Below are 23,911 nucleotides of genomic sequence, written 5' to 3' on the forward strand. Positions count from 1 at the left end.
GCGACTCGCTTACTGGTTGTACGGACCGTAGTCGTAGTCCTCCAGCGGAACGGCCTGGCCGGAGCCCGTGCCGAACGGCGAGTAGTCGATGTCGTCGTAGCCGACGGCCGAGTACATCGCGGCCTTGGCCTCCTCGGTCGGCTCGACCCGGATGTTGCGGTAGCGGGACAGACCCGTACCGGCCGGGATGAGCTTACCGATGATGACGTTCTCCTTGAGGCCGATCAGGGAGTCGGACTTGGCGTTGATCGCCGCGTCCGTCAGGACCCTGGTCGTCTCCTGGAAGGAAGCCGCGGACAGCCACGACTCCGTCGCCAGCGAGGCCTTGGTGATACCCATCAGCTGCGGTCGGCCGGAGGCGGGGTGACCGCTCTCCTGGACCACACGACGGTTCTCGGTCTCGAACTTCGAGCGCTCGACGAGCTCGCCCGGCAGCAGTTCCGCGTCGCCGGACTCGATGATCGTCACGCGGCGGAGCATCTGCCGGATGATGATCTCGATGTGCTTGTCGTGGATCGACACGCCCTGCGAGTTGTAGACCTTCTGGACTTCGCCGACCAGGTGGACCTGGACCGCGCGCTGACCGAGGATCCGCAGCACGTCGTGCGGGTTGGTGGCACCCACGGTGAGCTTCTGGCCCACCTCGACGTGGTCGCCCTCGCCCACCAGCAGGCGGGCGCGCTTGGAGATCGGGAAGGGAATCTCGTCGCTGCCGTCGTCCGGCGTGACCACGAGCTTCTTGGTCTTCTCGGTCTCCTCGATCCGGACCCGGCCCGCGGACTCCGAGATCGGGGCGACACCCTTCGGCGTACGGGCTTCGAAGAGCTCGACGACTCGGGGCAGACCCTGGGTGATGTCGTCACCGGCCACACCACCGGTGTGGAAGGTACGCATCGTCAGCTGGGTACCGGGCTCACCGATGGACTGGGCGGCGATGATGCCGACCGCCTCACCGATGTCGACCAGCTTGCCGGTGGCGAGCGAGCGTCCGTAGCAGAAGGCACAGGTGCCGACCGCGGACTCACAGGTCAGGACCGAGCGGGTCTTGACCTCCTCGACGCCGGCGCCCACCAGGGCGTCGATCAGGACGTCACCGAGGTCGACGTTGGCAGGCGCGATGACCTTGCCGTCGACGACGACGTCCTCGGCGAGCATGCGGGCGTACACCGAGGTCTCGACGTCGTCCGTCTTGCGGAGCACGCCGTCGGCACCCTTGACCGCGATCTTCAGCTTGAGGCCGCGGTCGGTGCCGCAGTCCTCCTCGCGAATGATCACGTCCTGCGAGACGTCCACCAGACGACGGGTCAGGTAACCCGAGTCGGCGGTACGCAGGGCGGTGTCCGCCAGACCCTTACGGGCACCGTGCGTGGAGATGAAGTACTCCAGAACGGTGAGGCCCTCACGGAAGGACGCCTTGATGGGACGGGGAATCGTCTCGTTCTTGGCGTTGGACACCAGACCACGCATACCGGCGATCTGACGCATCTGCATCATGTTTCCTCGGGCACCCGAGTCAACCATCATGAAGATGGGGTTCGTCTTGGGGAAGTTCGCGTTCATCGCCTCGGCAACCTCGTTGGTCGCCTTGGTCCAGATCGCGATGAGCTCCTGCGTGCGCTCGTCCTTGGTGATCAGACCGCGCTCGTACTGCTTCTGGACCTTCTCGTCCTGCTCCTCGTAGCCCTTGACGATGGCCTTCTTGGCCTCGGGCACGACGATGTCGGCAACGGAGACGGTCACGCCGGAGCGCGTCGCCCAGTGGAAGCCCGCCGCCTTCAGGTTGTCGAGCGTCGCCGCCACGATGACCTTGGGGTAGCGCTCGGCGAGGTCGTTGACGATCTCGGAGAGCTGCTTCTTGCCGACCGAGTAGTCGACGAACGGGTAGTCCTCGGGCAGCAGCTCGTTGAAGAGCGCGCGGCCCAGGCTCGTCCGCAGCCGGAAGGTGTCACCCGGCTGGTACTCGGGCTCGCCCTCCTCCGCGACCGGCGGCACCCAGCCACGCGGCGGCATGGTGCCCACCGGGAAGCGGATGTCGACGGACGACTGGAGCGCCAGCTCGCCGGCGTCGAACGCCATGATCGCCTCGGCCGTGGAGCCGAACGCGCGGCCCTCGCCCTTGGTGTCACGGAGTTCACCGTCGGTGGTCAGGAAGAACAGACCCAGCACCATGTCCTGCGTAGGCATGGTGACGGGACGGCCGTCGGCCGGCTTCAGGATGTTGTTCGAGGACAGCATCAGGATGCGGGCCTCGGCCTGCGCCTCCGCGGAGAGCGGCAGGTGCACGGCCATCTGGTCACCGTCGAAGTCCGCGTTGAACGCGGTGCAGACGAGCGGGTGGATCTGGATGGCCTTGCCCTCGACCAGCTGCGGCTCGAAGGCCTGGATGCCGAGACGGTGCAGCGTCGGCGCACGGTTCAGGAGAACCGGGTGCTCGGCGATGACCTCTTCCAGGACGTCGTACACGACCGTGCGGCCGCGCTCGACCATGCGCTTGGCCGACTTGATGTTCTGCGCGTGGTTCAGGTCCACCAGGCGCTTCATCACGAACGGCTTGAAGAGCTCCAGCGCCATGGCCTTGGGCAGACCGCACTGGTGCAGCTTCAGCTGCGGGCCGACGACGATCACGGAACGCGCGGAGTAGTCCACACGCTTACCGAGAAGGTTCTGACGGAATCGACCCTGCTTGCCCTTCAGCATGTCGCTGAGGGACTTGAGCGGGCGGTTACCGGGACCGGTGACCGGGCGACCGCGGCGGCCGTTGTCGAACAGCGCGTCGACGGCCTCCTGCAGCATCCGCTTCTCGTTGTTCACGATGATCTCGGGGGCACCGAGGTCAAGGAGACGCTTGAGGCGGTTGTTGCGGTTGATCACACGGCGGTACAGGTCGTTCAGGTCGGAGGTCGCGAAGCGGCCACCGTCCAGCTGCACCATCGGACGCAGGTCCGGCGGGATGACCGGCACGCAGTCGAGCACCATGCCCTTGGGCTTGTTGCTGGTCTGCAGGAACGCGGAGACGACCTTGAGGCGCTTGAGCGCACGGGTCTTCTTCTGGCCCTTGCCGGTACGGATGATCTCGCGGAGGCGCTCGGCCTCCTCGTCGAGGTCGAACGACTCGAGGCGCTTCTGCAGGGCGGCGGCGCCCATGCAGCCGTCGAAGTACGTGCCGAAGCGGTCACGCAGCTCGCGGTAGAGCAGCTCGTCGCCCTCCAGGTCCTGGACCTTGAGGTTCTTGAAGCGGCTCCACACCTCGTCGAGACGGTCGATCTCGCGCTGCGCACGGTCGCGCAGCTGCTTCATCTCGCGCTCGGCACCTTCGCGCACCTTGCGGCGCACGTCGGCCTTGGCGCCCTCGGCCTCCAGCTCGCCGAGGTCGGTCTCGAGCTTCTTGGCACGGTTCTCGAGGTCCGAGTCGCGACGGTTCTCGACCTGCTGACGCTCGACGGAGACGTGGGCCTCCAGCGACGGGAGGTCGCGGGTGCGGCGCTCCTCGTCGACGAACGTGATCATGTACGCGGCGAAGTAGATGACCTTCTCGAGGTCCTTCGGCGCGAGGTCCAGCAGGTAGCCCAGGCGCGACGGGACGCCCTTGAAGTACCAGATGTGGGTGACGGGAGCGGCAAGCTCGATGTGGCCCATGCGCTCACGGCGCACCTTGGCGCGCGTGACCTCGACGCCACAGCGCTCACAGATGATGCCCTTGAAGCGGACACGCTTGTACTTGCCGCAGTAGCACTCCCAGTCCCGGGTCGGACCGAAGATCTTCTCGCAGAAGAGTCCGTCCTTTTCGGGCTTGAGCGTGCGGTAGTTGATGGTCTCCGGCTTCTTCACTTCGCCGTGGGACCAGGTCCGGATGTCGTCCGCGGTGGCAAGGCCGATCCGCAGCTCGTCGAAGAAGTTGACGTCGAGCACTTGTCGTCAATCCCTCTTTCGGGGGTTCGAGCCCCCTCGCTTCACGCGAGAAATCGGGGCACTTCAGCAATGGTCTGAACGGGTCCGGGGAGAGCCGGCCGGATCACGGGGATCCGGCCGGCCAACCCGTCAGACCTCTTCGACGCTGCTCGGCTCGCGCCGGGACAGGTCGATACCGAGCTCCTCCGCCGCGCGGAAGACGTCCTCGTCCGTGTCGCGCATCTCGATGGACATGCCGTCCGAGGACAGCACCTCCACGTTGAGGCAGAGCGACTGCATTTCCTTGATGAGCACCTTGAAGGACTCGGGAATGCCGGGCTCGGGAATGTTCTCGCCCTTGACGATGGCCTCGTAGACCTTCACGCGGCCGGTCACGTCGTCGGACTTGATCGTCAGCAGCTCCTGGAGGGCGTAAGCGGCGCCATAAGCTTCAAGGGCCCACACCTCCATTTCACCGAAGCGCTGTCCACCGAACTGAGCCTTACCACCCAGCGGCTGCTGGGTGATCATGGAGTACGGACCCGTCGAACGAGCGTGCAGCTTGTCGTCGACGAGGTGGTGGAGCTTGAGGATGTACATGAAGCCGACCGAGACCGGCTCCGGGAACGGCTCGCCGGAGCGGCCGTCGAACAGCTGGGCCTTGCCGGAGGGCTGCACCAGGCGGTCGCCGTCGCGGTTCGGGATCGTGGCCTGGAAGAGGCCGGTGATCTCGTCCTCGCGCGCACCGTCGAAGACGGGCGTGGCGACGTTGGTGCCGGGGGCGACCTGGTCGGCGCCGATGGACTGCAGGCGCTTGGCCCACTCGTCACCGAGGCCGGAGACGTCCCAGCCGCGGCTGGCGAGCCAGCCGAGGTGGATCTCCAGGACCTGTCCCGGGTTCATTCGGGACGGGACACCCAGCGGGTTGAGGATGATGTCGACCGGGGTGCCGTCCTCCAGGAACGGCATGTCCTCGATCGGGAGGATCTTCGAGATGACGCCCTTGTTGCCGTGACGGCCGGCGAGCTTGTCACCATCGGTGATCTTGCGCTTCTGCGCGACGTAGACGCGGACCAGCTGGTTCACGCCCGGCGGCAGCTCGTCGCCCTCTTCGCGGTCGAAGACGCGGACGCCGATGATCTTGCCGATCTCGCCGTGCGGCACCTTCAGCGAGGTGTCGCGCACTTCGCGCGCCTTCTCACCGAAGATCGCGCGGAGCAGGCGCTCCTCGGGGGTCAGCTCGGTCTCGCCCTTGGGCGTGACCTTGCCGACGAGGATGTCACCGGCCGTGACCTCGGCACCGATCCGGATGATGCCGCGCTCGTCGAGGTCCGCGAGGACCTCTTCGGAGACGTTCGGGATGTCCCGGGTGATCTCCTCCGGACCGAGCTTGGTGTCACGGGCGTCGACCTCGTGCTCCTCGATGTGGATCGAGGAGAGGACGTCGTCCTGCACGAGGCGCTGCGACAGGATGATCGCGTCCTCGTAGTTGTGGCCTTCCCACGGCATGAACGCCACGAGCAGGTTCTTGCCGAGGGCCATCTCACCGTTCTCGGTGGCCGGTCCGTCGGCGAGTACCTGGTCCGCGATGATCCGGTCGCCTTCGGAGACGACGACCTTCTGGTTGACCGAGGTGCCCTGGTTGGAGCGCATGAACTTCGCGATCCGGTACGTGGTGTACGTGCCGTCGTCGTTGGTCACGGTGATGTAGTCCGCGGAGACCTCCTGGACCACACCGTCCTTCTCGGCCTTCAGCACGTCACCGGCGTCGGTGGCGCAGCGGTACTCCATGCCGGTGCCCACGAGCGGGGCCTCCGACTTGATGAGCGGCACCGCCTGGCGCATCATGTTCGCGCCCATGAGGGCACGGTTGGCGTCGTCGTGCTCCAGGAACGGGATCATCGCGGTGGCGACGGACACCATCTGGCGCGGCGAGACGTCCATGTAGTCGACTTCGGTGCCGGGCACGTAGTCGACCTCTCCGCCACGACGGCGGACCAGGACGCGGGGCTCGGTGAAGCGCAGCTCGTCGGAGAGCGTCGCGTTCGCCTGGGCGATGACGTAACGGTCTTCCTCGTCGGCCGTGACGTAGTCGACCTCGTCGGTGACCTGGCCGTCGACGACCTTGCGGTACGGCGTCTCGATGAAGCCGAACGCGTTGACGCGGCCGTACGAGGCGAGCGAACCGATCAGACCGATGTTCGGGCCTTCAGGGGTCTCGATCGGGCACATGCGTCCGTAGTGGGACGGGTGCACGTCACGGACCTCGAAGCCGGCCCGCTCACGGGACAGACCACCCGGGCCAAGAGCCGACAGGCGGCGCTTGTGGGTGAGACCCGACAGCGGGTTGTTCTGGTCCATGAACTGCGACAGCTGGCTGGTGCCGAAGAACTCCTTGATGGAGGCGACGACCGGCCGGATGTTGATCAGGGTCTGCGGCGTGATGGCCTCGACGTCCTGAGTCGTCATGCGCTCGCGCACGACGCGCTCCATCCGGGCCAGACCCGTACGGACCTGGTTCTGGATGAGCTCGCCGACGTTACGCAGACGACGGTTGCCGAAGTGGTCGATGTCGTCGGTCTCGACGACGATCTCCCGGCCCGACTCGCCGGTCGTCTCGGTCTCACCGGCGTGCAGCTTGACCAGGTACTTGATGGTCGCGATGACGTCGTCGGTGGTGAGCACGCCGGCGTCCAGCGGCTCATCGGCGCCGAGCTTCTTGTTCACCTTGTAGCGGCCGACCTTCGCGAGGTCGTAGCGCTTCGGGTTGAAGTAGAGGTTCTCGAGCAGCGTCTGAGCGGCTTCGCGGGTGGGCGGCTCGCCCGGGCGGAGCTTGCGGTAGATGTCGAGCAGCGCGTCGTCCTGGCCCTGGGTGTGGTCCTTCTCCAGGGTGGCGCGCATGGACTCGTACTCGCCGAACTCCTCGAGAATCTGCTCGGTGCTCCAGCCGAGAGCCTTCAGGAGGACGGTGACGGACTGCTTGCGCTTGCGGTCGATGCGGACACCGACCATGTCGCGCTTGTCGATCTCCATCTCCAGCCAGGCACCCCGGGACGGGATGATCTTGGCGGAGAAGATGTCCTTGTCGGACGTCTTGTCGATCGACGAGTCGAAGTAGACACCCGGCGAGCGGACCAGCTGCGACACCACGACACGCTCGGTGCCGTTGATGACGAAGGTGCCCTTGTTGGTCATGAGCGGGAAGTCGCCCATGAAGACCGTCTGGGACTTGATCTCGCCGGTCTCGTTGTTGGTGAACTCGGCCGTGACGAAGAGCGGGGCGGCGAACGTGAAGTCGCGCTCCTTGCACTCGTCGATCGAGTTCTTGGGGGGCTCGAAGCGGTGGTCGCGGAACGTAAGCGACATCGACCCGGAGAAGTCCTCGATCGGTGAGATCTCCTCGAAGATCTCCTCCAGGCCGGACTTGGTGGGGACGTCTTGTCCACTGTCCAGAGCAGCCTCGACGCGAGCCTTCCAGGCGGCGTTGCCGAGGAGCCAGTCAAAGCTCTCGGTCTGCAGCGCGAGGAGGTTCGGAACCTCGAGGGGCTCCTTGATCTTTGCAAAAGAGATGCGCAGCGGGGCGGTGCTGGCACCGTTGTTCGTATTCGCGGTCGAGGCGTTGCGCGAGGCGGCCAAGAGGGGGTCCTTCCGAGGGCTCGGACTCACTACGCGCGTACCGGTCCCAAACTGGACAGGTGGACAGATATCCCAGGTCAGGGATGAACGGTCCACGGTGCACAAGATGGGTATGCCCCTGGTGACGGGCAGGAGGCAGCTAACAGGCAGCGCAAAGGGTCAGTGTAGCCAAGCGGCACACTGATGTCCAGTCGGGGTTCTCAGAGACCCACGTTGCTCTCAACAGCTGTTCTCAACACCTATGTCTAGCCCTGCGCGAGCTGCGCTCTTCTTTACTGCCCTCTTCGCCATCGATCCATGCCTCGGATTCGGATCGATGTGACGACGCGCCTTGAGAATTGCGCGCCTCGTGCGGTTCGTCAAGGCCCCCCAGCCGGTACGGGCCCCGAGACCCGCGTCCCGCCGCCTCTCGGCGCCACCCGCGCACCCCACGAGAGGCGCACGGCGAAGATCACCATACTCGCCACCGCGCGAAGAGCAAGGCACCCACGGCAGGTACGCCGAAAGGCGACCACCCGTACGGGTGATCGCCTTTCGCGAAGTGACGCCCACGCCTCGCGGCACGGGGGTCCCAGAGGAGTCAGAAGACTCGCTGGGTCACTTGACCTCGACGGAGGCGCCGGCGGCCTTGAGGGACTCGGCAGCCTTCTCGGCGGCCTCCTTGGCGACCTTCTCGACGACGGGCTTCGGGGCGCCGTCGACGAGGTCCTTGGCCTCCTTCAGGCCGAGGGAGGTCAGCTCACGCACGACCTTGATGACCTGGATCTTCTTGTCACCGGCGGCGGTGAGGATGACGTCGAACTCGTCCTGCTCGGCCTCGGCCTCGACAGCGGCACCCGGGCCGGCGGGGCCGGCAACGGCGACGGCCGCGGCGGCGGTGACGTCGAACTTCTCCTCGAAGGCCTTAACGAACTCGGAGAGCTCGATGAGGGTGAGCTCCTCGAACTGAGCGAGCAGGTCTTCCTGGCTGAGCTTCGCCATGATGGCGTCCTTCCACTATTCGGCAGGTGCCGGATGTATATGTCGGCGGGCGTACGTGGAGCCCGCTGGACCGCTGAGCGAAATTACTCGGCGGCCTCGGCGGGAGCCGGAGTACCGGCACCGCCCTGCTCTTCCCGCTTGGCACGAAGAGCTTCCGCGGTGCGGACGAACTTCGACGGCAGAGCCTGGAAGAGCTGCGCAGCCTGAGTCTGCTTGCCCTTCATGGCGCCGGCCAGCTTGGCGAGCAGAACCTCGCGGGACTCGAGGTCCGCGAGCTTCTTGATCTCATCGGCGGACAGCGCCTTACCGTCAAGGACACCGCCCTTGATGATGAGGTTGGGGTTGTCCTTGGCGAAGTCACGAAGACCCTTCGCCGACTCCACCGGGTCACCGGTGACGAAGGCAACCGCCGTCGGACCTGCGAACAGGTCGTCCAGCGTGTCGATCCCGGCCTCGTTGGCCGCAATCTTGGTCAGCGTGTTCTTCACCACGGCGTACTGGGCGTTCTCACCGAGCGAACGACGCAGCGTCTTGAGCTGCGCGACGGTGAGACCCCGGTACTCGGTCAGCACGGCGGCGTTCGAGCTGCGGAACTGGTCCGCGAGCTCGGCTACCGCTGCAGCCTTGTCGGGCCTTGCCATGAGCGTCGGCCTCCTTCCGGGTGATGAGGACCGCTCAAAAGGCCCCGGAAAAGACGAAACGCCCCGGCGCAGGCGCCAGGGCGAAGCTCGACCGAAAAGAATTCGGGAGCTTTTCCACAGTCACCTGCGCAGGTCGTCCGCATTCAACGGATCCTTCGGTTGCCGTCACCCTTGCGGGCTTCAGCAACGACCAGCGGTCTTTGGCTTCTGCAGAAGAGTACGCGACCGGGGTCGCGCCGGGCAAATCCGTCCCGGTTCGGGTGGTCCGGAAGGTTTAGGACGCTCCCGAGGTCGCACCCTGCTGCTGGAACAGTTCCTTGAACCCGATCGTCTCGCCGGCCGGCGGCCGCTGGACCGATACCTCGGTCCCGTAGTCGCTGTAGAACATGGTCGTGTTGAGCTCACCGGTCTTCATCTGCCCGCGCTCGCTCTTCTTCACCAGCAGATCGTTCCCGTCGACCCAGACGTCGACCGTCTCCGTGGTGATCCCGCTGTCGTTGAGCTGCTTCTTGAGGGCGGCCAGCTGATCGGCGTCCAGATTCGACGTCCTGGCGGTCAGCTCGGCGACGTCGACCGTGCCGGAGTAGTGCGTGGTGGCGACCCCGCGGACCTGCTCCTTGCCGACCTCCTTCACGTCCCCGGAGGCCAGCAGAGCCTTCACTCCCTGGTCGGGAGTGGTGTTCTGCATCTGGTCCTTCATCGCCGCCCCGGAGGCGCCCCCGAGCTCGGCGAGGTCGTCGTAGGAGTAGCTGATCCAGCGCTTGCCACCGGTCTGCCGGGCCAGCGCCTCGCCCATGTCCGCCGCGTAGCCGTCCTTGAAGTAGCGGGCCTGCATCGAGCCGTTGCCGCCGGCCTGCTTCATGGTGTCGGCCATGGCGCCGCCGGTGTACGTGATCTCCATGGTGCCGCTGACGCCGTCGCTCCAGTCGAGCGCCCCGGACTGCTTCGCGGACATGGCACTGCCCACGACCATGGTGCCCTCGATCTTCGCCGAGCTGGCGGCGCCGGTCTTCTTCTGGACGTCGAGCAGCGCGGCGATCGCGTCGGTCTTCACCACGCCGCTGCCGCTGTCCTTGCGCTCGGCCTTGCCCGTGGAGCCGTTGTCCGCTCCGCCGCAGGCCCCGACCGACGTCAGCGCCGCGGCCACAGCCACGGCCAGCCCGACGCGCCGTACGGTACTGGTCCTCATGTCCGCTTCCACCCCTCGTCCGGCTCTCCGTGCCCCGCACGCCAGCGCACAGCACCGACAGCCACTGGTCCGTACATACGAGGACGGGCCCCGCACCTCGAAAGGTTGCGGGGCCCGTCAATGTCACACGTGACACGGCGGTCGTACGAGCACGGTGGCTCAGACGGCGGCCGGGTCCTCCTCGACGAGGAGGTTACGGGTGCGGTTGGCGTCCAGCGGGATGCCGGGGCCCATCGTGGTGGCCAGCGTGGCCTTCTTGATGTAGCGGCCCTTGGCGGCGGACGGCTTCAGACGGAGGATCTCGTCCAGCGCCGCTGCGTAGTTCTCCACCAGCTTGGTCTCGTCGAACGAGGACTTGCCGATGATGAAGTGCAGGTTCGAGTGCTTGTCGACGCGGAACTCGATCTTGCCGCCCTTGATGTCGTTGACAGCCTTCACGACGTCGGGGGTGACGGTGCCGGTCTTCGGGTTCGGCATCAGACCACGCGGACCGAGCACGCGGCCGAGACGGCCGACCTTGCCCATGAGGTCCGGGGTCGCGACGACGGCGTCGAAGTCCAGACGGCCCTTCGCCACCTCGTCGATGAGCTCGTCGGCGCCGACGATGTCGGCGCCCGCGGCTTCCGCGGCCGCAGCACGGTCACCGGTCGCGAAGACCAGGACCCGGGCGGTCTTGCCGGTGCCGTGCGGGAGGTTCACGGTGCCACGGACCATCTGGTCGGCCTTGCGAGGGTCTACACCCAGGGCGAAGGCGACCTCGACGGTGCTGTCGAACTTCGTGGAGGCGGTCTCCTTGGCGAGACGGACGGCCTCGAGCGGGGCGTAGTTGCGCGCCCGGTCGACCTTGGCGTCCGCAGCGCGGAGGTTCTTGCTGCGCTTCACTTCTACTCCTGTGGTTTCAGAGTGTGGAGTCGTGGTGCGGACCAGCGCTTGGTCCTACCACTGAGGGGGTGGGGCTGAATCAGCCTTCGACCGTGATGCCCATGGAACGGGCGGTGCCGGCGATGATCTTCGACGCGGCGTCGAGGTCATTGGCGTTCAGGTCGGGGAGCTTCGTCGTGGCGATCTCGCGGACCTGGGCGGCCGTCAGCTTGGCAACCTTGGTCTTGTGCGGCTCGCCGGAGCCCTTGTCCACACCCGCGGCCTTGAGGATCAGCTTGGCGGCCGGCGGAGTCTTGGTGATGAAGGTGAAGGAGCGGTCCTCGTAGACCGTGATCTCCACCGGCACGACCATGCCACGCTGCGACTCGGTCGCGGCGTTGTAGGCCTTGCAGAACTCCATGATGTTGACGCCGTGCTGGCCCAGTGCGGGGCCGACCGGCGGGGCCGGGTTGGCCGCACCGGCGTTGATCTGGAGCTTGATAAGCCCCGTGACCTTCTTCTTCTTGGGAGGCATGTGCTCTCTCCGGGTCCTAGTGAGAGTTTTCGCCGTCATCCGGTCATCCGGATGCAGGCATACCGCACAACGATAACGGGTATAGCTGCGCGACCAAAAACCGAGCAGGTCAGACCTGCTGTGACAGCCGGTCTGACCTGCTCGGTAGGCATGTGTCCAGAAGCTGGCGAATAACCGCTAGTTCTTCTGGATCTGGTCGAAGCTGAGCTCGACCGGAGTCTCGCGGCCGAAGATCTCCACGAGACCCTTGACCTTCTTCGAGTCGGCGTTGATCTCGTTGATCGTCGCCTGCAACGTCGCGAAGGGGCCGTCGGTGACGGTGACCGAGTCGCCCACCTCGAAGTCCAGCACCTGGACCTCGACCTTGCGGGACGGAGCCGGCTTGCCCTCGGCCTCGGCCGCCTCGCGGGCCGCCTTCTCCTCGGCCTCGGGAGCGAGCATCTTGACGATCTCGTCCAGGGTCAGCGGGTACGGGTCGTAGGCGTTGCCCACGAAGCCGGTGACGCCGGGCGTGTTACGGACGACGCCCCAGGACTCGTTGGTCAGGTCCATGCGCACCAGGACGTATCCCGGGAGCTTGTTCTGCCGGACGTTCTTGCGCTCGCCGTTCTTGATCTGGACGATTTCCTCCTCAGGCACCTCGGCCTGATAGACGAACTCCTCCACGTTCAGCGAGACGGCGCGCTGCTCCAGGTTGGCCTTCACACGCTTCTCGTAACCGGCGTACGTGTGAATGACGTACCACTCGCCCGGGAGGGTGCGGAGCTCCTCGCGCAGGGCGGTGACGGCGTCGACGGGCTCGGCCGGCTCGGCCTCTTCCTCGTCGGCCTCCTCGTCAGCGACGTCCTCGGCCTCGGTGCTCTCGTCCTCGTCGTCACCGGCTTCGGCCTCGGGGGCCTCGTCGTCGGCGTCCTCGGTGTGCACGGCGGCCTGCTCGGCGGGCTCACCCGCGGCGGCGTCGGCAGCTTCAGCCTGGTCCGGCTCCACAGCGTCCGCCGCCTCGACGATGTCGAGCTCGTCCTCGGCGGACTCGAAGGCGCCCGCCGTCGGCTCGACGGCGTCGTTCAGGTTCGGGTCAGACACGGTGGCTGCTTCTTCCTGGATACAAATGGGTGGAACATGCGAAAGGGGCGCCCCCATGAGGCGCCCTCCGCGGGATCAGCCGAAGACGTACTTGATGACCCGCTGGAATCCGAAGTCAATCACGGTAACAAGACCAATCATGACGACTACGAACACAATCACCACTGAGGTGTATGTCGTCAGCTGGTTGCGCGTCGGCCAGACGACCTTGCGCAACTCCGCCACGATCTGGCGGTAGAAGAGCGCGAGACGGCCCAGAGGGCCCTTCTTGCCGCGCTTACCGCCCTTCCGGGTCTTCTTCTTCGACTCGGGGACTTCATCCTCGGCATCAGGCATGTCGATGGAGCCCACGGCGTCCGTCACGCTACTCACCTGATTCCGGGTCATGGCCGTGCCGCGCCCGGTGGAGCCGCACGGCGGTGCATTGAAGTACGTACATGCGCACACATCCTGGCGGAGGAGTGTGTAGCAGGGCCGGAGGGACTTGAACCCCCAACCGCTGGTTTTGGAGACCAGTGCTCTACCAATTGAGCTACGACCCTTTGTGGTTTCCACCAACCTACCGCATGTTCTCGGATGACCCGAGTGCAGGAACGGTGCGGCTGGTGAAGGCCAACGACAGGTGAGTGTACGTGCTCGGAGGCCCGGCGTCGAACAGATAGGTCCCGACCGTTCCTGTTCGATGCTGTCCGGTCGTCTGTCCGCATGGTGTCCGACTGCTGTCCGGTCCCTGAAACCCCTGTGCCGACGGGGAATACGGTCTGCGAGCATGGGGGCATGAGCGCTGCTACTTCTCCCTCCGAGCGCCGGGTCTCCGCCCGCATCGGTGCCATCTCCGAGTCCGCCACCCTCGCCGTCGACGCCAAGGCCAAGGCCCTCAAGGCCGCCGGCCGTCCGGTGATCGGCTTCGGCGCGGGCGAGCCCGACTTCCCGACCCCCGGCTACATCGTCGACGCCGCGGTCGAGGCCTGCCGCAACCCGAAGTACCACCGCTACACCCCGGCGGGCGGGCTCCCCGAGCTCAAGGCCGCCATCGCCGAGAAGACGCTGCGCGACTCCGGCTACGAGGTCGACGCCTCCCAGGTCCTGGTGACCAACGGCGGCAAGCAGGCCATCTACGAGGCCTTCGCCGCGATCCTCGACCCGGGCGACGAGGTCATCGTCCCGGCCCCGTACTGGACCACCTACCCCGAGTCGATCCGCCTCGCCGGCGGCGTACCGGTGGATGTCGTCGCCGACGAGACCACCGGATACCGGGTCTCGGTGGAGCAGCTGGAGGCGGCGCGGACGGAGCGCACGAAGGTCGTCCTGTTCGTCTCCCCCTCCAACCCGACCGGCGCGGTCTACAGCGAGGCGGAGGCCGAGGCGATCGGCAAGTGGGCCGTCGAGCACGGTCTGTGGGTGCTGACCGACGAGATCTACGAGCACCTCGTCTACGGCGACGCGAAGTTCACCTCGCTGCCCGCGATCGTGCCCGAGCTGCGCGAGAAGTGCATCGTGGTCAACGGTGTCGCCAAGACGTACGCGATGACCGGCTGGCGCGTGGGCTGGATCGTCGGGCCCAAGGACGTGGTGAAGGCGGCGACGAACCTTCAGTCGCACGCCACCTCCAACGTCTCCAACGTCGCGCAGATCGCCGCGCTCGCCGCCGTCTCCGGGAACCTGGACGCGGTCGCCGAGATGCGCACCGCCTTCGACCGGCGCCGGCAGACCATCGTGCGGATGCTGAACGAGATCGACGGCGTCCTGTGCCCGGAGCCCGAGGGCGCGTTCTATGCGTACCCGTCGGTGAAGGAGCTGCTCGGCAAGGAGATCCGCGGCAAGCGCCCGGCCACGTCGGTCGAGCTCGCCGCGCTGATCCTGGACGAGGCCGAGGTCGCCGTCGTTCCGGGCGAGGCCTTCGGCACCCCGGGCTACCTGCGGCTTTCCTACGCGCTGGGTGACGACGACCTGGTCGAGGGCGTCTCGCGGCTCCAGAAGCTGCTGGGCGAGGCCAAGGCCTAGTACCTCCCGGGTTCACTGATGGCGACCCTCGGCTCCGGCCGGGGGTCGCTTTCTTGTTCGCGCATCCGTTCGATGGGCAACTCGATGGGGAAACCGGCTACCGCGGCACCCGGTCCGTGCGGCAAGATCCATGGATGGAGCGTGATGTACGGCTGTTGCCCAAGGCCCACCTGCACCTGCATTTCACCGGGTCGATGCGGCCCACGACGCTGCTCGAACTCGCCGGCAAGTACGGCGTGCGGCTGCCCGAGGCGCTGACCGGCGGCGAGCCCCCCAGACTGCGGGCGACGGACGAGCGCGGCTGGTTCCGCTTCCAGCGGCTCTACGACATCGCCCGGTCCTGTCTGCGGGCTCCCGAGGACATCCAGCGGCTGGTGCGCGAGGCCGCCCAGGAGGACGTGGCGGACGGCTCCGGCTGGCTGGAGATCCAGGTCGACCCCACCTCGTACGCACCCCTGCTCGGCGGGCTCATCCCGGCGATCGAGATCATCCTGGACGCGGTGGACAGCGCCTCGCGCGATACCGGGCTGCCGATCCGGGTGGTGATCGCGGCGAACCGGATGAAGCATCCGCTGGACGCCAGGACGCTGGCCCGGCTCGCGGTGCGGTACACGGACCGGGGCGTCGTCGGGTTCGGGCTCTCCAACGACGAGCGGCGCGGCATGGCCCGCGACTTCGACCGGGCCTTCGCCATCGCCAGGGAGGGCGGCCTGCTGGCGGCCCCGCACGGCGGTGAGCTCTCGGGGCCCTCCAGCGTCCGCGACTGCCTGGACGACCTCGACGCGGCACGGGTCGGGCACGGGGTCCGGGCGGCCGAGGATCCACGGCTGCTGCGCAGGCTGGCGGAGCGCGGGGTGACCTGCGAGGTGTGCCCGGCGTCGAACGTGGCGCTCGGCGTCTACGAGAAGCCGTCCGACGTCCCCCTGCGCACTCTGTTCGAGGCCGGGGTGCCGATGGCGCTCGGCGCGGACGACCCGCTGCTCTTCGGGTCCCGCCTGGCGGCGCAGTACGACCTCGTACGCCGCCATCACGCGTTCACCGACGAGGAGCTGGCCGAGCTGGCACGCCAGTCGGTACGGGGTTCGGCGGCGCCCGAAGCGGTCCGTTCGGAGCTTCTTGCGGGCGTCGACGCCTGGCTGGCCGAGCCGGCGGGCTGACGATCCGGGTACCGCCCGGGGCCGCCTGTCCGGACCGGGCCGGGCTCACGGGTCCGGCGCCCCGGCCCTGGTGCCGGGCAGAAGGCCCTACGCCGTGAGCCCGCTCAGCAGCATCCGCGCCACCGAGGCCGCGAAGGCGTCGAGCGGCTGCGGCGGCTCCCCCGTCTCCGTCGCGTCGTAGGCGAAGGCCCGCTGGGCGCAGGCCCCCATCAGCAGGGAGGCGGCCGCGTACGTGTCGGCGTCGGCCCGCACCCGGCCCGCCGCCTGTTCGGCGCGCAGATACGCGTCCAGCCCGCGGATGGGGATGTGGGGACCGGTTCCCAGTTCGCGCATGGCCGTGTTGTGGCGCGCCTTGAGCCTCGGCTCGGCGTACAGGGACGCGGCGATCGGGAAGCTCTGCTCGTAGAAGAGGGCGGCCTCGCGGGCGATCTCGGTGAGGTTCCGCTCCACCGTCCGCTCCCCCGCCCCCGGATCGGCGATGAGCCGCTTCAGGACCCCGTCGACCTTGGGCAGCCGCTCCTTCAGCACCACCACGAACAGCTCTTCCTTGCTCGGGAAGTGCTTGTACAGCGCGGCCTCGGAGCAGCCTGCGGCGCGGGCGATCTCCTTGGTGGTGGCACGGGCCAGGCCGATGGTGAGCATCAGCCGGTGGGCGGCGTCGATGATGCGGGCGCGGGCCGGCTTCTGCTCCATGTTCACTCCGACGAAGCTTGACGAGTGGGTGAGTACACGCTCACTCTAGAGGTGAGTGAATACTTACCCACCTGAGGAGGGTACGCCATGAGACTCACCGTGTTCGGCGCGACAGGCGGCATCGGACAGGAGATCGTCCGCCAGGCGGTGGCGGCAGGGCACGAGGTGACGGCGGTGGTCCGCGATCCGGCGAGGCTGCCGGTGCCGCTCTCCGGCATCACGGTCCACACCGCGGCCCGTATCGACGACTCTGAGGCGCTCCGTGAGGCGGTCGCGGGCCGCGACGCGGTGCTCTCCGGTCTCGGCGCCCAGGGCCGGAAGGCCGACGGGATCGCGGAGCGGCTGACCCGCGGCGTCCTGACGGCCATGGAGGCGGAGGGGACCCGGCGGCTGCTCGTGGTGAGCGCGGCCCCCGTCGCCCCGAAGCCCGCGGACGACCCGCTGATCGACCGGATGATGCTCGCGATGATCGGCGCGGTCCTGAAGGAGGTCTACGCGGACCTCACCGCCATGGAGGCCGCGCTGGCCGCCTCCGCCGCGGACTGGACGTCGGTACGTCCCCCGAAGCTCACCAACGGCCCGCTGACGGGCCGCTACCGGACGGTCGTCGGCGCCAATCCGCGCAGCGGCCGGTCCATCTCCCGGGCCGACGTGGCGCACGCGATGCTGGCGCTGACCGACGACCCGTCGTCGGTCAGGCAGGGGGTGGGCGTGGCGTACTGACGCCCGCGCCTACAGGCTCACGCCGACGGTCACCGGTTCGTTGACGAGCGTGACACCGAAGACGTCGTGGACGCCGGAGACGACCTCGCGCGCCAGGGCCAGCAGGTCCTCGGTGCTCGCCGCGCCGCGGTTCGTGAGGGCCAGGGTGTGCTTGGTGGAGATGCGGGCCGGCCCGGAGCCGTATCCCTTGGTGAAACCGGCCCGGTCGATGAGCCAGGCCGCCGAGGTCTTCGTGCGCCCCTCGCCCGCCGGGAAGGCGGGGGGCGTGACATCCGGCCCGAGGTGCTGCGCCGCCCGGGCGAGGAAGGCCTCGAACTGTGCCGGGTCCAGGATCGGGTTGGTGAAGAAGGAGCCGGCCGACCAGGTGTCGTGGTCCTCGGGGTCGAGCACCATGCCCTTGCCGGCGCGGAGCCGGAGCACGGTTTCCCGGGCGGCCGCGGCGGGAACGCGTTCACCCTCCTCCACACCCATGGCGCGTGCCGTCTCGGGGTACTTCAGGGGCGCGGACAGGCCGCCCGCCTCTTCCAGCCCGAAGCGGACACGCAGCACCACGAACCGGTCGGGTTCGGCCTTGAAGCGGCTGTGCCGGTACGCGAAGGCGCACTCGGAGTTCGGGATCGTGACCGTTTCCCGGGTGCGCCGGTCGTAGGCGACGACCTCCGTGATGGTGGACGACACCTCCTGCCCGTACGCCCCGACGTTCTGGATCGGGGTGGCCCCCGCCGAACCCGGGATGCCGGCCAGGCATTCGAGGCCCGCCAGTCCGGCCTCCACGCTGCGGGCGACGGCGTCCGTCCAGACCTCTCCGGCGGCCAGTTCGAGCGTGGGCCCGTCCAGTACGAAGCCCTTGGTCGCGATGCGCAGGGCGGTGCCGTCGAAGCCCTTGTCGCCGATGACCAGGTTGCTGCCGCCGCCGATGATCAGGAGCGGGGTGCCGCTGTCGTCGGCCTCGCGCACGGCCTCGACCACTTCGGCGTCGGTCGTCGCGGTGAGGAGCCGGGTGGCGGGGCCGCCGAGCCGGAAGGTGGTCAGGGGGGCGAGGGGCGTGTCGTGGAGTTCCTGCACGGACGCAAGCCTACGGTCCGCGCCCGCGCCTCCCGGGCGCGGGCGGGGGCCGTGTCCGCGCGGCCCGCTCGGGCACCTGCGGGGAGCGCCCGCCCCGGTCCGCCTCTGCGCCGTCAATCCGGGCCGCCGGGCCGCGCAGGAGACGTCAGGGGCGAGGGCTGCGGGCGAACAGGGCGAGACCCGGGGCCTGGAGTGTGAGGCCCGCCACGACGGCAAGCAGGCCCGCACCGTGCCATGCGTAAGGGGCACGGCCCCAAGGACCGTGCCCCTTACGTCAGCACGTCGCGACGGTGTCAGCCGAGCTGCACCACGGCGCGGGACATGCCCAGCACCTTCTTGTCGCCGCTCGTCGCCGTCAGGTCGACACGTACCCGCTTGTCGTCCAGCAGTGCGCCCACCTTGGCGCTGACCTCGATCAGCGCGCCCTTGTCGTCATTGGGGACGACGACCTGCCGGGTGAACCGCACCCCGTACTCGACGACCGCACCCGGGTCGCCGGCCCAGTCCGTGACCACGCGGATCGCCTCGGCCATGGTGAACATGCCGTGCGCGATCACGTCCTCCAGCCCGACCTCGCGCGCGAACTTCTCGTTCCAGTGGATCGGGTTGAAGTCGCCCGACGCGCCCGCGTACTGCACCAGCGTCGCGCGGGTGACCGGGAAGGACTGCGGCGGCAGCTCCGTACCGACCTCGACCGAGTCGTAACTCACCTTCGCCGTCATCACGCCTCCTCGGCGGCGCGCGCCACCAGCTTCGTCCACGCCGTCACGACATGCTCACCGGACTCGTCGTGGACCTCGCCGCGGATGTCCACGATGTCGTTGCCCGCCAGGGACTTGATCGCCTCGATCGTCGAGGTGACCGTCAGCCGGTCCCCGGCCCGCACCGGACGTGCGTAGACGAACTTCTGGTCACCGTGCACGACCCGGCTGTAGTCCAGGCCCAGCAGCGGGTCCTGAACGACCTGGCCGGCGGCCTTGAAGGTGATGGAGAACACGAACGTCGGCGGCGCGATGACATCGCCGTGGCCGAGCGCCCTGGCCGCTTCGGGGTCGACGTACGCCGGATTGGTGTCGCCCACCGCCTCGGCGAACTCTCGGATCTTCTCCCGGCCGACCTCGTACGCCGGGGTGGGCGGATAGGTCCGCCCCACGAAGGACTGGTCGAGCGCCATGAGCTCGCAACCTCCTGGTGAAAGATGAAGGGGCCGCAGCACAGCTACAGCAACGGCTACAGCCCAGTACAAACGACACGAGGCCGCCCCCAGTGGGGACGGCCTCGTGTACGAGCCTGATTCAGCGCGTTTCGCGGTGCGCAGTGTGCGAGTTGCAGCGCGGGCAATGCTTCTTCATCTCAAGACGGTCCGGGTTGTTACGCCGGTTCTTCTTGGTGATGTAGTTCCGCTCCTTGCACTCCACGCAGGCCAGCGTGATCTTCGGGCGGACGTCGGTGGCAGCCACGTGAGTGCTCCTTGGACGGACGGTGGACGGATGAACGCAAAAAAAAGAGTAGCCGATCGGAGGACCGACCCCACAATCGGCTACTGTTAGTAGCGGTGACCGGACTTGAACCGGTGACACAGCGATTATGAGCCGCTTGCTCTACCGACTGAGCTACACCGCTTTGATGACTGAGTCCCCCCGCCGAAGCGGGGTTTCCCGATCACCAGAGCCCCAATGCGGAATCGAACCGCAGACCTTCTCCTTACCATGGAGACGCTCTACCGACTGAGCTATTGGGGCGAGCGATGAAGACATTACACGTCGGTCGCCGTTCGCCCAAATCCGTTTCGAAGCCCCGTCCCGCGCCCTTGACCGGTACCGCTCCACGCCCTTGGCAGACCCCCCTCCGGGCCCTTGATCAGCCACTCGTCCACCCCTGCCCCTCACGTGGACCCCGGCCCCCCGCGTCACACAGGACCGCGCCGGTACGACTATTTCGCTCCTCCTCGAACCGGGCCCGGCACACCCCTAGGCTCGTCTCACTCTGAGTGATCCTGACCCCCTCCCAGGAGCCGCGATGCCCGACAGTCAGCCGCGGCGGCCGGACGACCACCCGGCCGACGCCACCGGCAGCCCGGCGAGCTCCGCGCTGACGCTCTGCGGCGCCCGTCTCGCCGACGGCCGCATCGTGGACGTACGGCTCGGCGGGGGCCGCATCGAGGCCGTCGGTACCGCCGGGAGCCTCGTGGCGCCCGGCCCCCGCCTGGATCTGCGCGGCCACCTGCTGCTCCCCGCGCCCGCCGAACCGCACGCCCACAGCGACACCGCGCTCACCGCGGACGGCGCCGGAACCGGCACCCCGGGGCCCGCCTCACAGCTCCCCGACGATGTCCAGCGACGCGCCACCGAGGCCGCGTTGCTGCAGCTCGGCCACGGTGCGACCGCCCTGCGCTCACACGTACGCATCGGCGACGTACAGGGCCTGGGCCCCCTCGAAGCCGTCCTGCAGGCCCGTCGCTCGCTGCGCGGGCTCGCCGATCTGACCGCGGTCGCCGTCCCGCGGCTGCTCACCGGCGTCGCGGGCGCCGGCAACCTGGCGATGCTGCGCGACGCGCTGAAGATGGGCGCCGCCGCGGTCGGCGGCTGTCCCGACCTGGACCCGGACCCGGCGGGGTACACGGAGGCCGTCCTGGAGGTCGCCGCCGAGCACGGCTGCCCCGTCGACCTGCACACGGACAGTGACGATCCGGCCCGGCTGGCCCGGTTCGCCGCGATGGCGGGCGGAATGCGGCAGGAGGTCTCCATCGGCCCCTGCGCGGGCCTCTCCCGGCTTCCCGAGGAGGCGGCAGGCCGCGCCGCCGACCAGCTCGCCGCAGCCGCTGTGACGGTCGTCTGCCTCCCCCAGGGCGGCTGCGGCGGGGCCGGGCGCCGGGGCACCGCTCCCGTTCGGCTGCTGCGCGCGGCGGGCGTGCGGGTCGCGGCGGGCAGCGGGGCGTTGCGCGACCTCGCCAACCCGGTGGGGCGCGGCGACCCGCTGGAGGCCGCCTTCCTGCTGGCGTCGCAGGGCGGGCTACGGGCCGAGCACGCCTACGAGGCCGTCTCCACGGAGGCCAGGCGCGCCATGGGGCTGCCCGAGGTCCGGGTCGAGGCGGGCTTCCCCGCGGAGCTGCTCGCCGTGCGCGGGGAACAGCTGGCCGGAGTGCTCTCGCTGGCGTACAGCCGCATCGTGGTGCACCGCGGCCGGGTGGTCGCCCGGACCAGCGCGGTACGCGAGTACTGCGACTCCGAGACGGGCGGTTCGTCCGGGCTGCCCCGCCAGGGGAGGCCGGATTCCGGCACGGGCGGCGGGCCTTGAGCGCCGCGGCGCTCCGCGGCGTACCGTCGACTGCATGCGCATTGTCATCGCAGGTGGACATGGTCAGATCGCGCTGCGGCTGGAGCGGCTGCTCGCTGCGCGCGGGGACGAGGCCGCGGGCATCATCCGCAACCCGCAGCAGAGCGAGGACCTCCGTGCCGCGGGAGCCGAACCCGTGGTCCTGGACCTCGAGTCGGCCACGGTGGAGGAGGCCGCCGAGGTACTGAGAGGCGCCGACGCGGCGGTCTTCGCGGCCGGAGCGGGCCCCGACAGCGGCACGGAACGCAAGGACACGGTGGACCGGGGAGCCGCGGTGCTCTTCGCGGACGCGGCGCAGCGGGCGGGGGTGCGGCGTTACCTCGTGGTGTCGTCCATGGGCGCCGACCCGGACCACCCGGGCGACGAGGTGTTCGACGTCTACCTGCGGGCCAAGGGCGCTGCGGACGCGTACGTGCGCGCGCAGACGGCCCTCGACTGGACGATCCTGCGCCCCGGGATGCTGACCAACGACGCGGGCACCGGCCAGGTCCTGCTCGCCGCGTCGACCGGGCGCGGCCCGGTGCCGCGCGACGATGTGGCGGCCGCGCTCGCGGAGCTGCTGGACACCCCGGCGGCGGCGGGGCTGACGCTGGAACTGATCTCGGGCAACGTCCCGGTGTCGGTCGCGGTGAAGGACATCGCGGGGAACTGACCCGCGGGCCGCGAGGAGCCCGCGGCCCGGTCAGCCGCCGGTCGCGGGGCGGACGGCGATGCCGTGGCGCTCCAGCAGGGCGGCGGTCACCCCGTCGCCCTCGCGCAGCCCGCCGGCGAACGTACCGTCATAGACCGTGCCGCGCCCGCAGGAAGGGCTGCGGGCCATGAGCAGCGCCTCGGTGCAGCCCGCCCCGCGCGCGGCCTCCAGCGCCCGCCCGGCGCCGTCCACGAAGGCGTCGGTCACATCGTGTCCGGTGTCGTCCACGACACGGGCCCGGCCGTCCAGCACATCGTGCCCGTCGCCGCCGACGATCTCGGCGGGGCTGCGGGGCGTGGGCAGTCCCGCGGCGACCTCGGGGCAGAAGGGGACGGGGACCCGTCCGCCGAGGGCGGCGGTCGTCTCCGCCGAAGCCCTGCCCCGCCCGTCGAACCGACAGGGAACGCCCCGCAGGCACGCGCTGACCAGTACGGATTCCATGTTCAGGCCCCTCGTCACGGCACAGGGTCACACAACAGAGAAGGCCCCCGTCCGAAGGACGGGGGCCTTGCTTTGTGGCGGCGCCAGGGTTCGAACCTGGGTAGGCTGAGCCGGCAGATTTACAGTCTGCTCCCTTTGGCCACTCGGGCACACCGCCAAGGGATGCTGCCGTGAGTCCCGCTTTGCGGCGGCGCTCTGTGGCAACGACGTAAACGATACCTGATGCCCGGGGGTGCTCCGCCACTGGATTGATCAGCGGCCGGGACGGGCGCGGGTGGCTAGGCTTTGTGGGCGGCGTGGTGCCCGAGGGTGCCGTGACCGCCGCTGCAAGCACTTCCTTTCCAGCACCCCGATACAAGGAGCCACACGTCATGGCCGACTCCAGTTTCGACATCGTCTCGAAGGTCGAGCGGCAGGAGGTCGACAACGCCCTCAACCAGGCCGCCAAGGAGATCTCCCAGCGCTACGACTTCAAGGGCACCGGGGCGTCGATCTCCTGGTCCGGCGAGAAGATCCTGATGGAGGCGAGCGGCGAGGAGCGCGTCAAGGCGATCCTCGACATCTTCCAGTCCAAGCTGATCAAGCGCGGCATCTCGCTCAAGTCGCTGGACGCGGGCGAGCCGCAGCTGTCCGGCAAGGAGTACAAGCTGTTCTGCACGATCGAGGAAGGCATCTCCCAGGAGAACGCCAAGAAGGTCGCGAAGATCATTCGCGACGAGGGTCCCAAGGGCGTCAAGGCCCAGGTCCAGGGCGACGAGCTGCGGGTCAGCTCGAAGAGCCGGGACGACCTGCAGGCCGTGCAGGCGCTGCTGAAGGGGCAGGACTTCGACTTCGACGTCCAGTTCACGAACTACCGGTAGGACGCGGCGGTCCGGGCGCGGGGCGGAACGCGCTGCTCCGCACCCGGACTGCATGTCCGAATTCCGCCGGTCGCGGGGGTTCGGGCGACGCAGACTGGTCCGTGCCGGCCGCTGATCGGGCGGCCGA

21 protein-coding genes and 4 tRNA genes are annotated in these 23,911 nt (G+C 68.5%); 6 read left to right on the forward strand and 19 right to left on the reverse strand.

What is annotated here, in order from left to right:
* Positions 1 to 9: 9 nt before the first annotated feature.
* The 10 genes from ACIQMX_RS04265 to ACIQMX_RS04310 form a co-directional block, all read right to left on the reverse strand.
* Positions 10 to 3,909: a DNA-directed RNA polymerase subunit beta' gene (locus tag ACIQMX_RS04265; protein WP_363066984.1), complete on the reverse strand. Its 3,900-nt coding sequence runs from the start codon at positions 3,907 to 3,909 to the stop codon at positions 10 to 12.
* A 129-nt stretch (positions 3,910 to 4,038) separates the two neighbouring features.
* On the reverse strand, positions 4,039 to 7,524 hold the full coding sequence (gene rpoB, locus ACIQMX_RS04270; protein ID WP_363066983.1) for a DNA-directed RNA polymerase subunit beta: 3,486 nt from the start codon (positions 7,522 to 7,524) through the stop codon (positions 4,039 to 4,041).
* 597 nt (positions 7,525 to 8,121) lie between these two features.
* Complete coding sequence (gene rplL / locus ACIQMX_RS04275) at positions 8,122 to 8,505, reverse strand: 50S ribosomal protein L7/L12 (protein WP_363066982.1); 384 nt, start codon at positions 8,503 to 8,505, stop codon at positions 8,122 to 8,124.
* Between the two features lie 83 nt (positions 8,506 to 8,588).
* Positions 8,589 to 9,146, reverse strand: a complete 558-nt coding sequence (gene rplJ / locus ACIQMX_RS04280; RefSeq protein ID WP_363066981.1) for a 50S ribosomal protein L10 — start codon at positions 9,144 to 9,146, stop codon at positions 8,589 to 8,591.
* 274 nt (positions 9,147 to 9,420) lie between these two features.
* Complete coding sequence (locus ACIQMX_RS04285) at positions 9,421 to 10,335, reverse strand: hypothetical protein (RefSeq protein WP_402474815.1); 915 nt, start codon at positions 10,333 to 10,335, stop codon at positions 9,421 to 9,423.
* Between the two features lie 159 nt (positions 10,336 to 10,494).
* Positions 10,495 to 11,217 (reverse strand): 50S ribosomal protein L1, encoded by a 723-nt coding sequence (rplA, locus tag ACIQMX_RS04290; protein WP_363066979.1) that lies wholly within the window; start codon positions 11,215 to 11,217, stop codon positions 10,495 to 10,497.
* Between the two features lie 79 nt (positions 11,218 to 11,296).
* Positions 11,297 to 11,731 (reverse strand): 50S ribosomal protein L11, encoded by a 435-nt coding sequence (gene rplK / locus ACIQMX_RS04295; RefSeq protein ID WP_010058817.1) that lies wholly within the window; start codon positions 11,729 to 11,731, stop codon positions 11,297 to 11,299.
* A 177-nt stretch (positions 11,732 to 11,908) separates the two neighbouring features.
* Positions 11,909 to 12,814 carry a transcription termination/antitermination protein NusG gene (gene nusG, locus ACIQMX_RS04300; RefSeq protein ID WP_363066978.1) on the reverse strand — a complete coding sequence of 302 codons (906 nt, stop codon included), beginning with the start codon at positions 12,812 to 12,814 and terminating at the stop codon, positions 11,909 to 11,911.
* A gap of 75 nt (positions 12,815 to 12,889) precedes the next feature.
* Positions 12,890 to 13,177: a preprotein translocase subunit SecE gene (gene secE, locus ACIQMX_RS04305; protein ID WP_073732696.1), complete on the reverse strand. Its 288-nt coding sequence runs from the start codon at positions 13,175 to 13,177 to the stop codon at positions 12,890 to 12,892.
* Positions 13,178 to 13,283: 106 nt separating this feature from the next.
* Positions 13,284 to 13,356 (reverse strand) — tRNA-Trp (locus tag ACIQMX_RS04310).
* 235 nt (positions 13,357 to 13,591) lie between these two features.
* Between ACIQMX_RS04310 and ACIQMX_RS04315 the strand changes: the two genes are divergently transcribed.
* The gene (locus tag ACIQMX_RS04315; RefSeq protein ID WP_363066977.1) at positions 13,592 to 14,818 is read left to right on the forward strand and encodes a pyridoxal phosphate-dependent aminotransferase; all 1,227 of its coding nucleotides are present in this window, start codon (positions 13,592 to 13,594) and stop codon (positions 14,816 to 14,818) included.
* A gap of 134 nt (positions 14,819 to 14,952) precedes the next feature.
* Entirely contained in the window at positions 14,953 to 15,975 is a 1,023-nt protein-coding gene (locus ACIQMX_RS04320) for an adenosine deaminase (RefSeq protein WP_402474821.1), read from the forward strand.
* A gap of 87 nt (positions 15,976 to 16,062) precedes the next feature.
* On the opposite strand, the gene ACIQMX_RS04325 is transcribed toward ACIQMX_RS04320, so the two are convergent.
* Positions 16,063 to 16,668: a helix-turn-helix domain-containing protein gene (locus tag ACIQMX_RS04325; protein WP_363066975.1), complete on the reverse strand. Its 606-nt coding sequence runs from the start codon at positions 16,666 to 16,668 to the stop codon at positions 16,063 to 16,065.
* A gap of 87 nt (positions 16,669 to 16,755) precedes the next feature.
* Here ACIQMX_RS04325 and ACIQMX_RS04330 point away from each other — a divergent pair, with 87 nt between their 5' ends.
* The gene (locus ACIQMX_RS04330; RefSeq protein ID WP_402474823.1) at positions 16,756 to 17,391 is read left to right on the forward strand and encodes an NAD(P)-dependent oxidoreductase; all 636 of its coding nucleotides are present in this window, start codon (positions 16,756 to 16,758) and stop codon (positions 17,389 to 17,391) included.
* Positions 17,392 to 17,400: 9 nt separating this feature from the next.
* On the opposite strand, the gene ACIQMX_RS04335 is transcribed toward ACIQMX_RS04330, so the two are convergent.
* The 6 genes from ACIQMX_RS04335 to ACIQMX_RS04360 form a co-directional block, all read right to left on the reverse strand.
* Positions 17,401 to 18,456: a UDP-N-acetylmuramate dehydrogenase gene (locus ACIQMX_RS04335; protein ID WP_402474826.1), complete on the reverse strand. Its 1,056-nt coding sequence runs from the start codon at positions 18,454 to 18,456 to the stop codon at positions 17,401 to 17,403.
* A 293-nt stretch (positions 18,457 to 18,749) separates the two neighbouring features.
* On the reverse strand, positions 18,750 to 19,178 hold the full coding sequence (locus tag ACIQMX_RS04340) for a MaoC family dehydratase (protein WP_148020205.1): 429 nt from the start codon (positions 19,176 to 19,178) through the stop codon (positions 18,750 to 18,752).
* Positions 19,178 to 19,630, reverse strand: a complete 453-nt coding sequence (locus ACIQMX_RS04345) for a MaoC family dehydratase N-terminal domain-containing protein (RefSeq protein ID WP_363066972.1) — start codon at positions 19,628 to 19,630, stop codon at positions 19,178 to 19,180. Before ACIQMX_RS04345 ends, ACIQMX_RS04340 begins: the two co-directional genes overlap by 1 nt.
* 121 nt (positions 19,631 to 19,751) lie before the next feature.
* Positions 19,752 to 19,916, reverse strand: a complete 165-nt coding sequence (gene rpmG, locus ACIQMX_RS04350; protein WP_003956487.1) for a 50S ribosomal protein L33 — start codon at positions 19,914 to 19,916, stop codon at positions 19,752 to 19,754.
* A 90-nt stretch (positions 19,917 to 20,006) separates the two neighbouring features.
* Positions 20,007 to 20,079 (reverse strand) — tRNA-Met (locus ACIQMX_RS04355).
* A 46-nt stretch (positions 20,080 to 20,125) separates the two neighbouring features.
* Positions 20,126 to 20,198: transfer RNA gene (locus ACIQMX_RS04360), tRNA-Thr, on the reverse strand.
* 277 nt (positions 20,199 to 20,475) lie between these two features.
* Between ACIQMX_RS04360 and ACIQMX_RS04365 the strand changes: the two genes are divergently transcribed.
* Both ACIQMX_RS04365 and ACIQMX_RS04370 read left to right on the forward strand, forming a co-directional pair.
* Complete coding sequence (locus tag ACIQMX_RS04365; protein WP_363066971.1) at positions 20,476 to 21,753, forward strand: amidohydrolase family protein; 1,278 nt, start codon at positions 20,476 to 20,478, stop codon at positions 21,751 to 21,753.
* 34 nt (positions 21,754 to 21,787) lie between these two features.
* On the forward strand, positions 21,788 to 22,444 hold the full coding sequence (locus ACIQMX_RS04370; protein ID WP_363066970.1) for an SDR family oxidoreductase: 657 nt from the start codon (positions 21,788 to 21,790) through the stop codon (positions 22,442 to 22,444).
* A 30-nt stretch (positions 22,445 to 22,474) separates the two neighbouring features.
* On the opposite strand, the gene ACIQMX_RS04375 is transcribed toward ACIQMX_RS04370, so the two are convergent.
* Positions 22,475 to 22,924: a DUF523 domain-containing protein gene (locus ACIQMX_RS04375; protein WP_402474829.1), complete on the reverse strand. Its 450-nt coding sequence runs from the start codon at positions 22,922 to 22,924 to the stop codon at positions 22,475 to 22,477.
* A 75-nt stretch (positions 22,925 to 22,999) separates the two neighbouring features.
* Positions 23,000 to 23,081, reverse strand: a tRNA-Tyr gene (locus ACIQMX_RS04380).
* A gap of 214 nt (positions 23,082 to 23,295) precedes the next feature.
* Here ACIQMX_RS04380 and ACIQMX_RS04385 point away from each other — a divergent pair.
* Entirely contained in the window at positions 23,296 to 23,784 is a 489-nt protein-coding gene (locus ACIQMX_RS04385) for a YajQ family cyclic di-GMP-binding protein (protein ID WP_363071473.1), read from the forward strand.
* The last annotated feature ends 127 nt before the right edge of the window (positions 23,785 to 23,911 follow it).

The sequence above is a fragment of the Streptomyces sp. NPDC091416 genome (genome assembly GCF_044756845.1).
Classification (GTDB): domain Bacteria; phylum Actinomycetota; class Actinomycetes; order Streptomycetales; family Streptomycetaceae; genus Streptomyces.

What these genes read in the sequence shown, in the direction of transcription:
- rplK (WP_010058817.1), bottom strand. Translation starts at nt 11,731, where the DNA reads ATGCCTCCCAAGAAGAAGAAGGTCACGGGGCTTATCAAGCTCCAGATC.
- ACIQMX_RS04345 (WP_363066972.1), bottom strand. Translation starts at nt 19,630, where the DNA reads ATGGCGCTCGACCAGTCCTTCGTGGGGCGGACCTATCCGCCCACCCCG.
- ACIQMX_RS04330 (WP_402474823.1), top strand. Translation starts at nt 16,756, where the DNA reads ATGAGACTCACCGTGTTCGGCGCGACAGGCGGCATCGGACAGGAGATC.
- ACIQMX_RS04315 (WP_363066977.1), top strand. Translation starts at nt 13,592, where the DNA reads ATGAGCGCTGCTACTTCTCCCTCCGAGCGCCGGGTCTCCGCCCGCATC.
- ACIQMX_RS04375 (WP_402474829.1), bottom strand. Translation starts at nt 22,924, where the DNA reads ATGGAATCCGTACTGGTCAGCGCGTGCCTGCGGGGCGTTCCCTGTCGG.
- ACIQMX_RS04320 (WP_402474821.1), top strand. Translation starts at nt 14,953, where the DNA reads ATGGAGCGTGATGTACGGCTGTTGCCCAAGGCCCACCTGCACCTGCAT.
- ACIQMX_RS04340 (WP_148020205.1), bottom strand. Translation starts at nt 19,178, where the DNA reads ATGACGGCGAAGGTGAGTTACGACTCGGTCGAGGTCGGTACGGAGCTG.
- ACIQMX_RS04385 (WP_363071473.1), top strand. Translation starts at nt 23,296, where the DNA reads ATGGCCGACTCCAGTTTCGACATCGTCTCGAAGGTCGAGCGGCAGGAG.
- rplJ (WP_363066981.1), bottom strand. Translation starts at nt 9,146, where the DNA reads ATGGCAAGGCCCGACAAGGCTGCAGCGGTAGCCGAGCTCGCGGACCAG.
- ACIQMX_RS04365 (WP_363066971.1), top strand. Translation starts at nt 20,476, where the DNA reads ATGCCCGACAGTCAGCCGCGGCGGCCGGACGACCACCCGGCCGACGCC.
- ACIQMX_RS04325 (WP_363066975.1), bottom strand. Translation starts at nt 16,668, where the DNA reads ATGGAGCAGAAGCCGGCCCGCGCCCGCATCATCGACGCCGCCCACCGG.
- rplL (WP_363066982.1), bottom strand. Translation starts at nt 8,505, where the DNA reads ATGGCGAAGCTCAGCCAGGAAGACCTGCTCGCTCAGTTCGAGGAGCTC.
- ACIQMX_RS04370 (WP_363066970.1), top strand. Translation starts at nt 21,788, where the DNA reads ATGCGCATTGTCATCGCAGGTGGACATGGTCAGATCGCGCTGCGGCTG.
- ACIQMX_RS04285 (WP_402474815.1), bottom strand. Translation starts at nt 10,335, where the DNA reads ATGAGGACCAGTACCGTACGGCGCGTCGGGCTGGCCGTGGCTGTGGCC.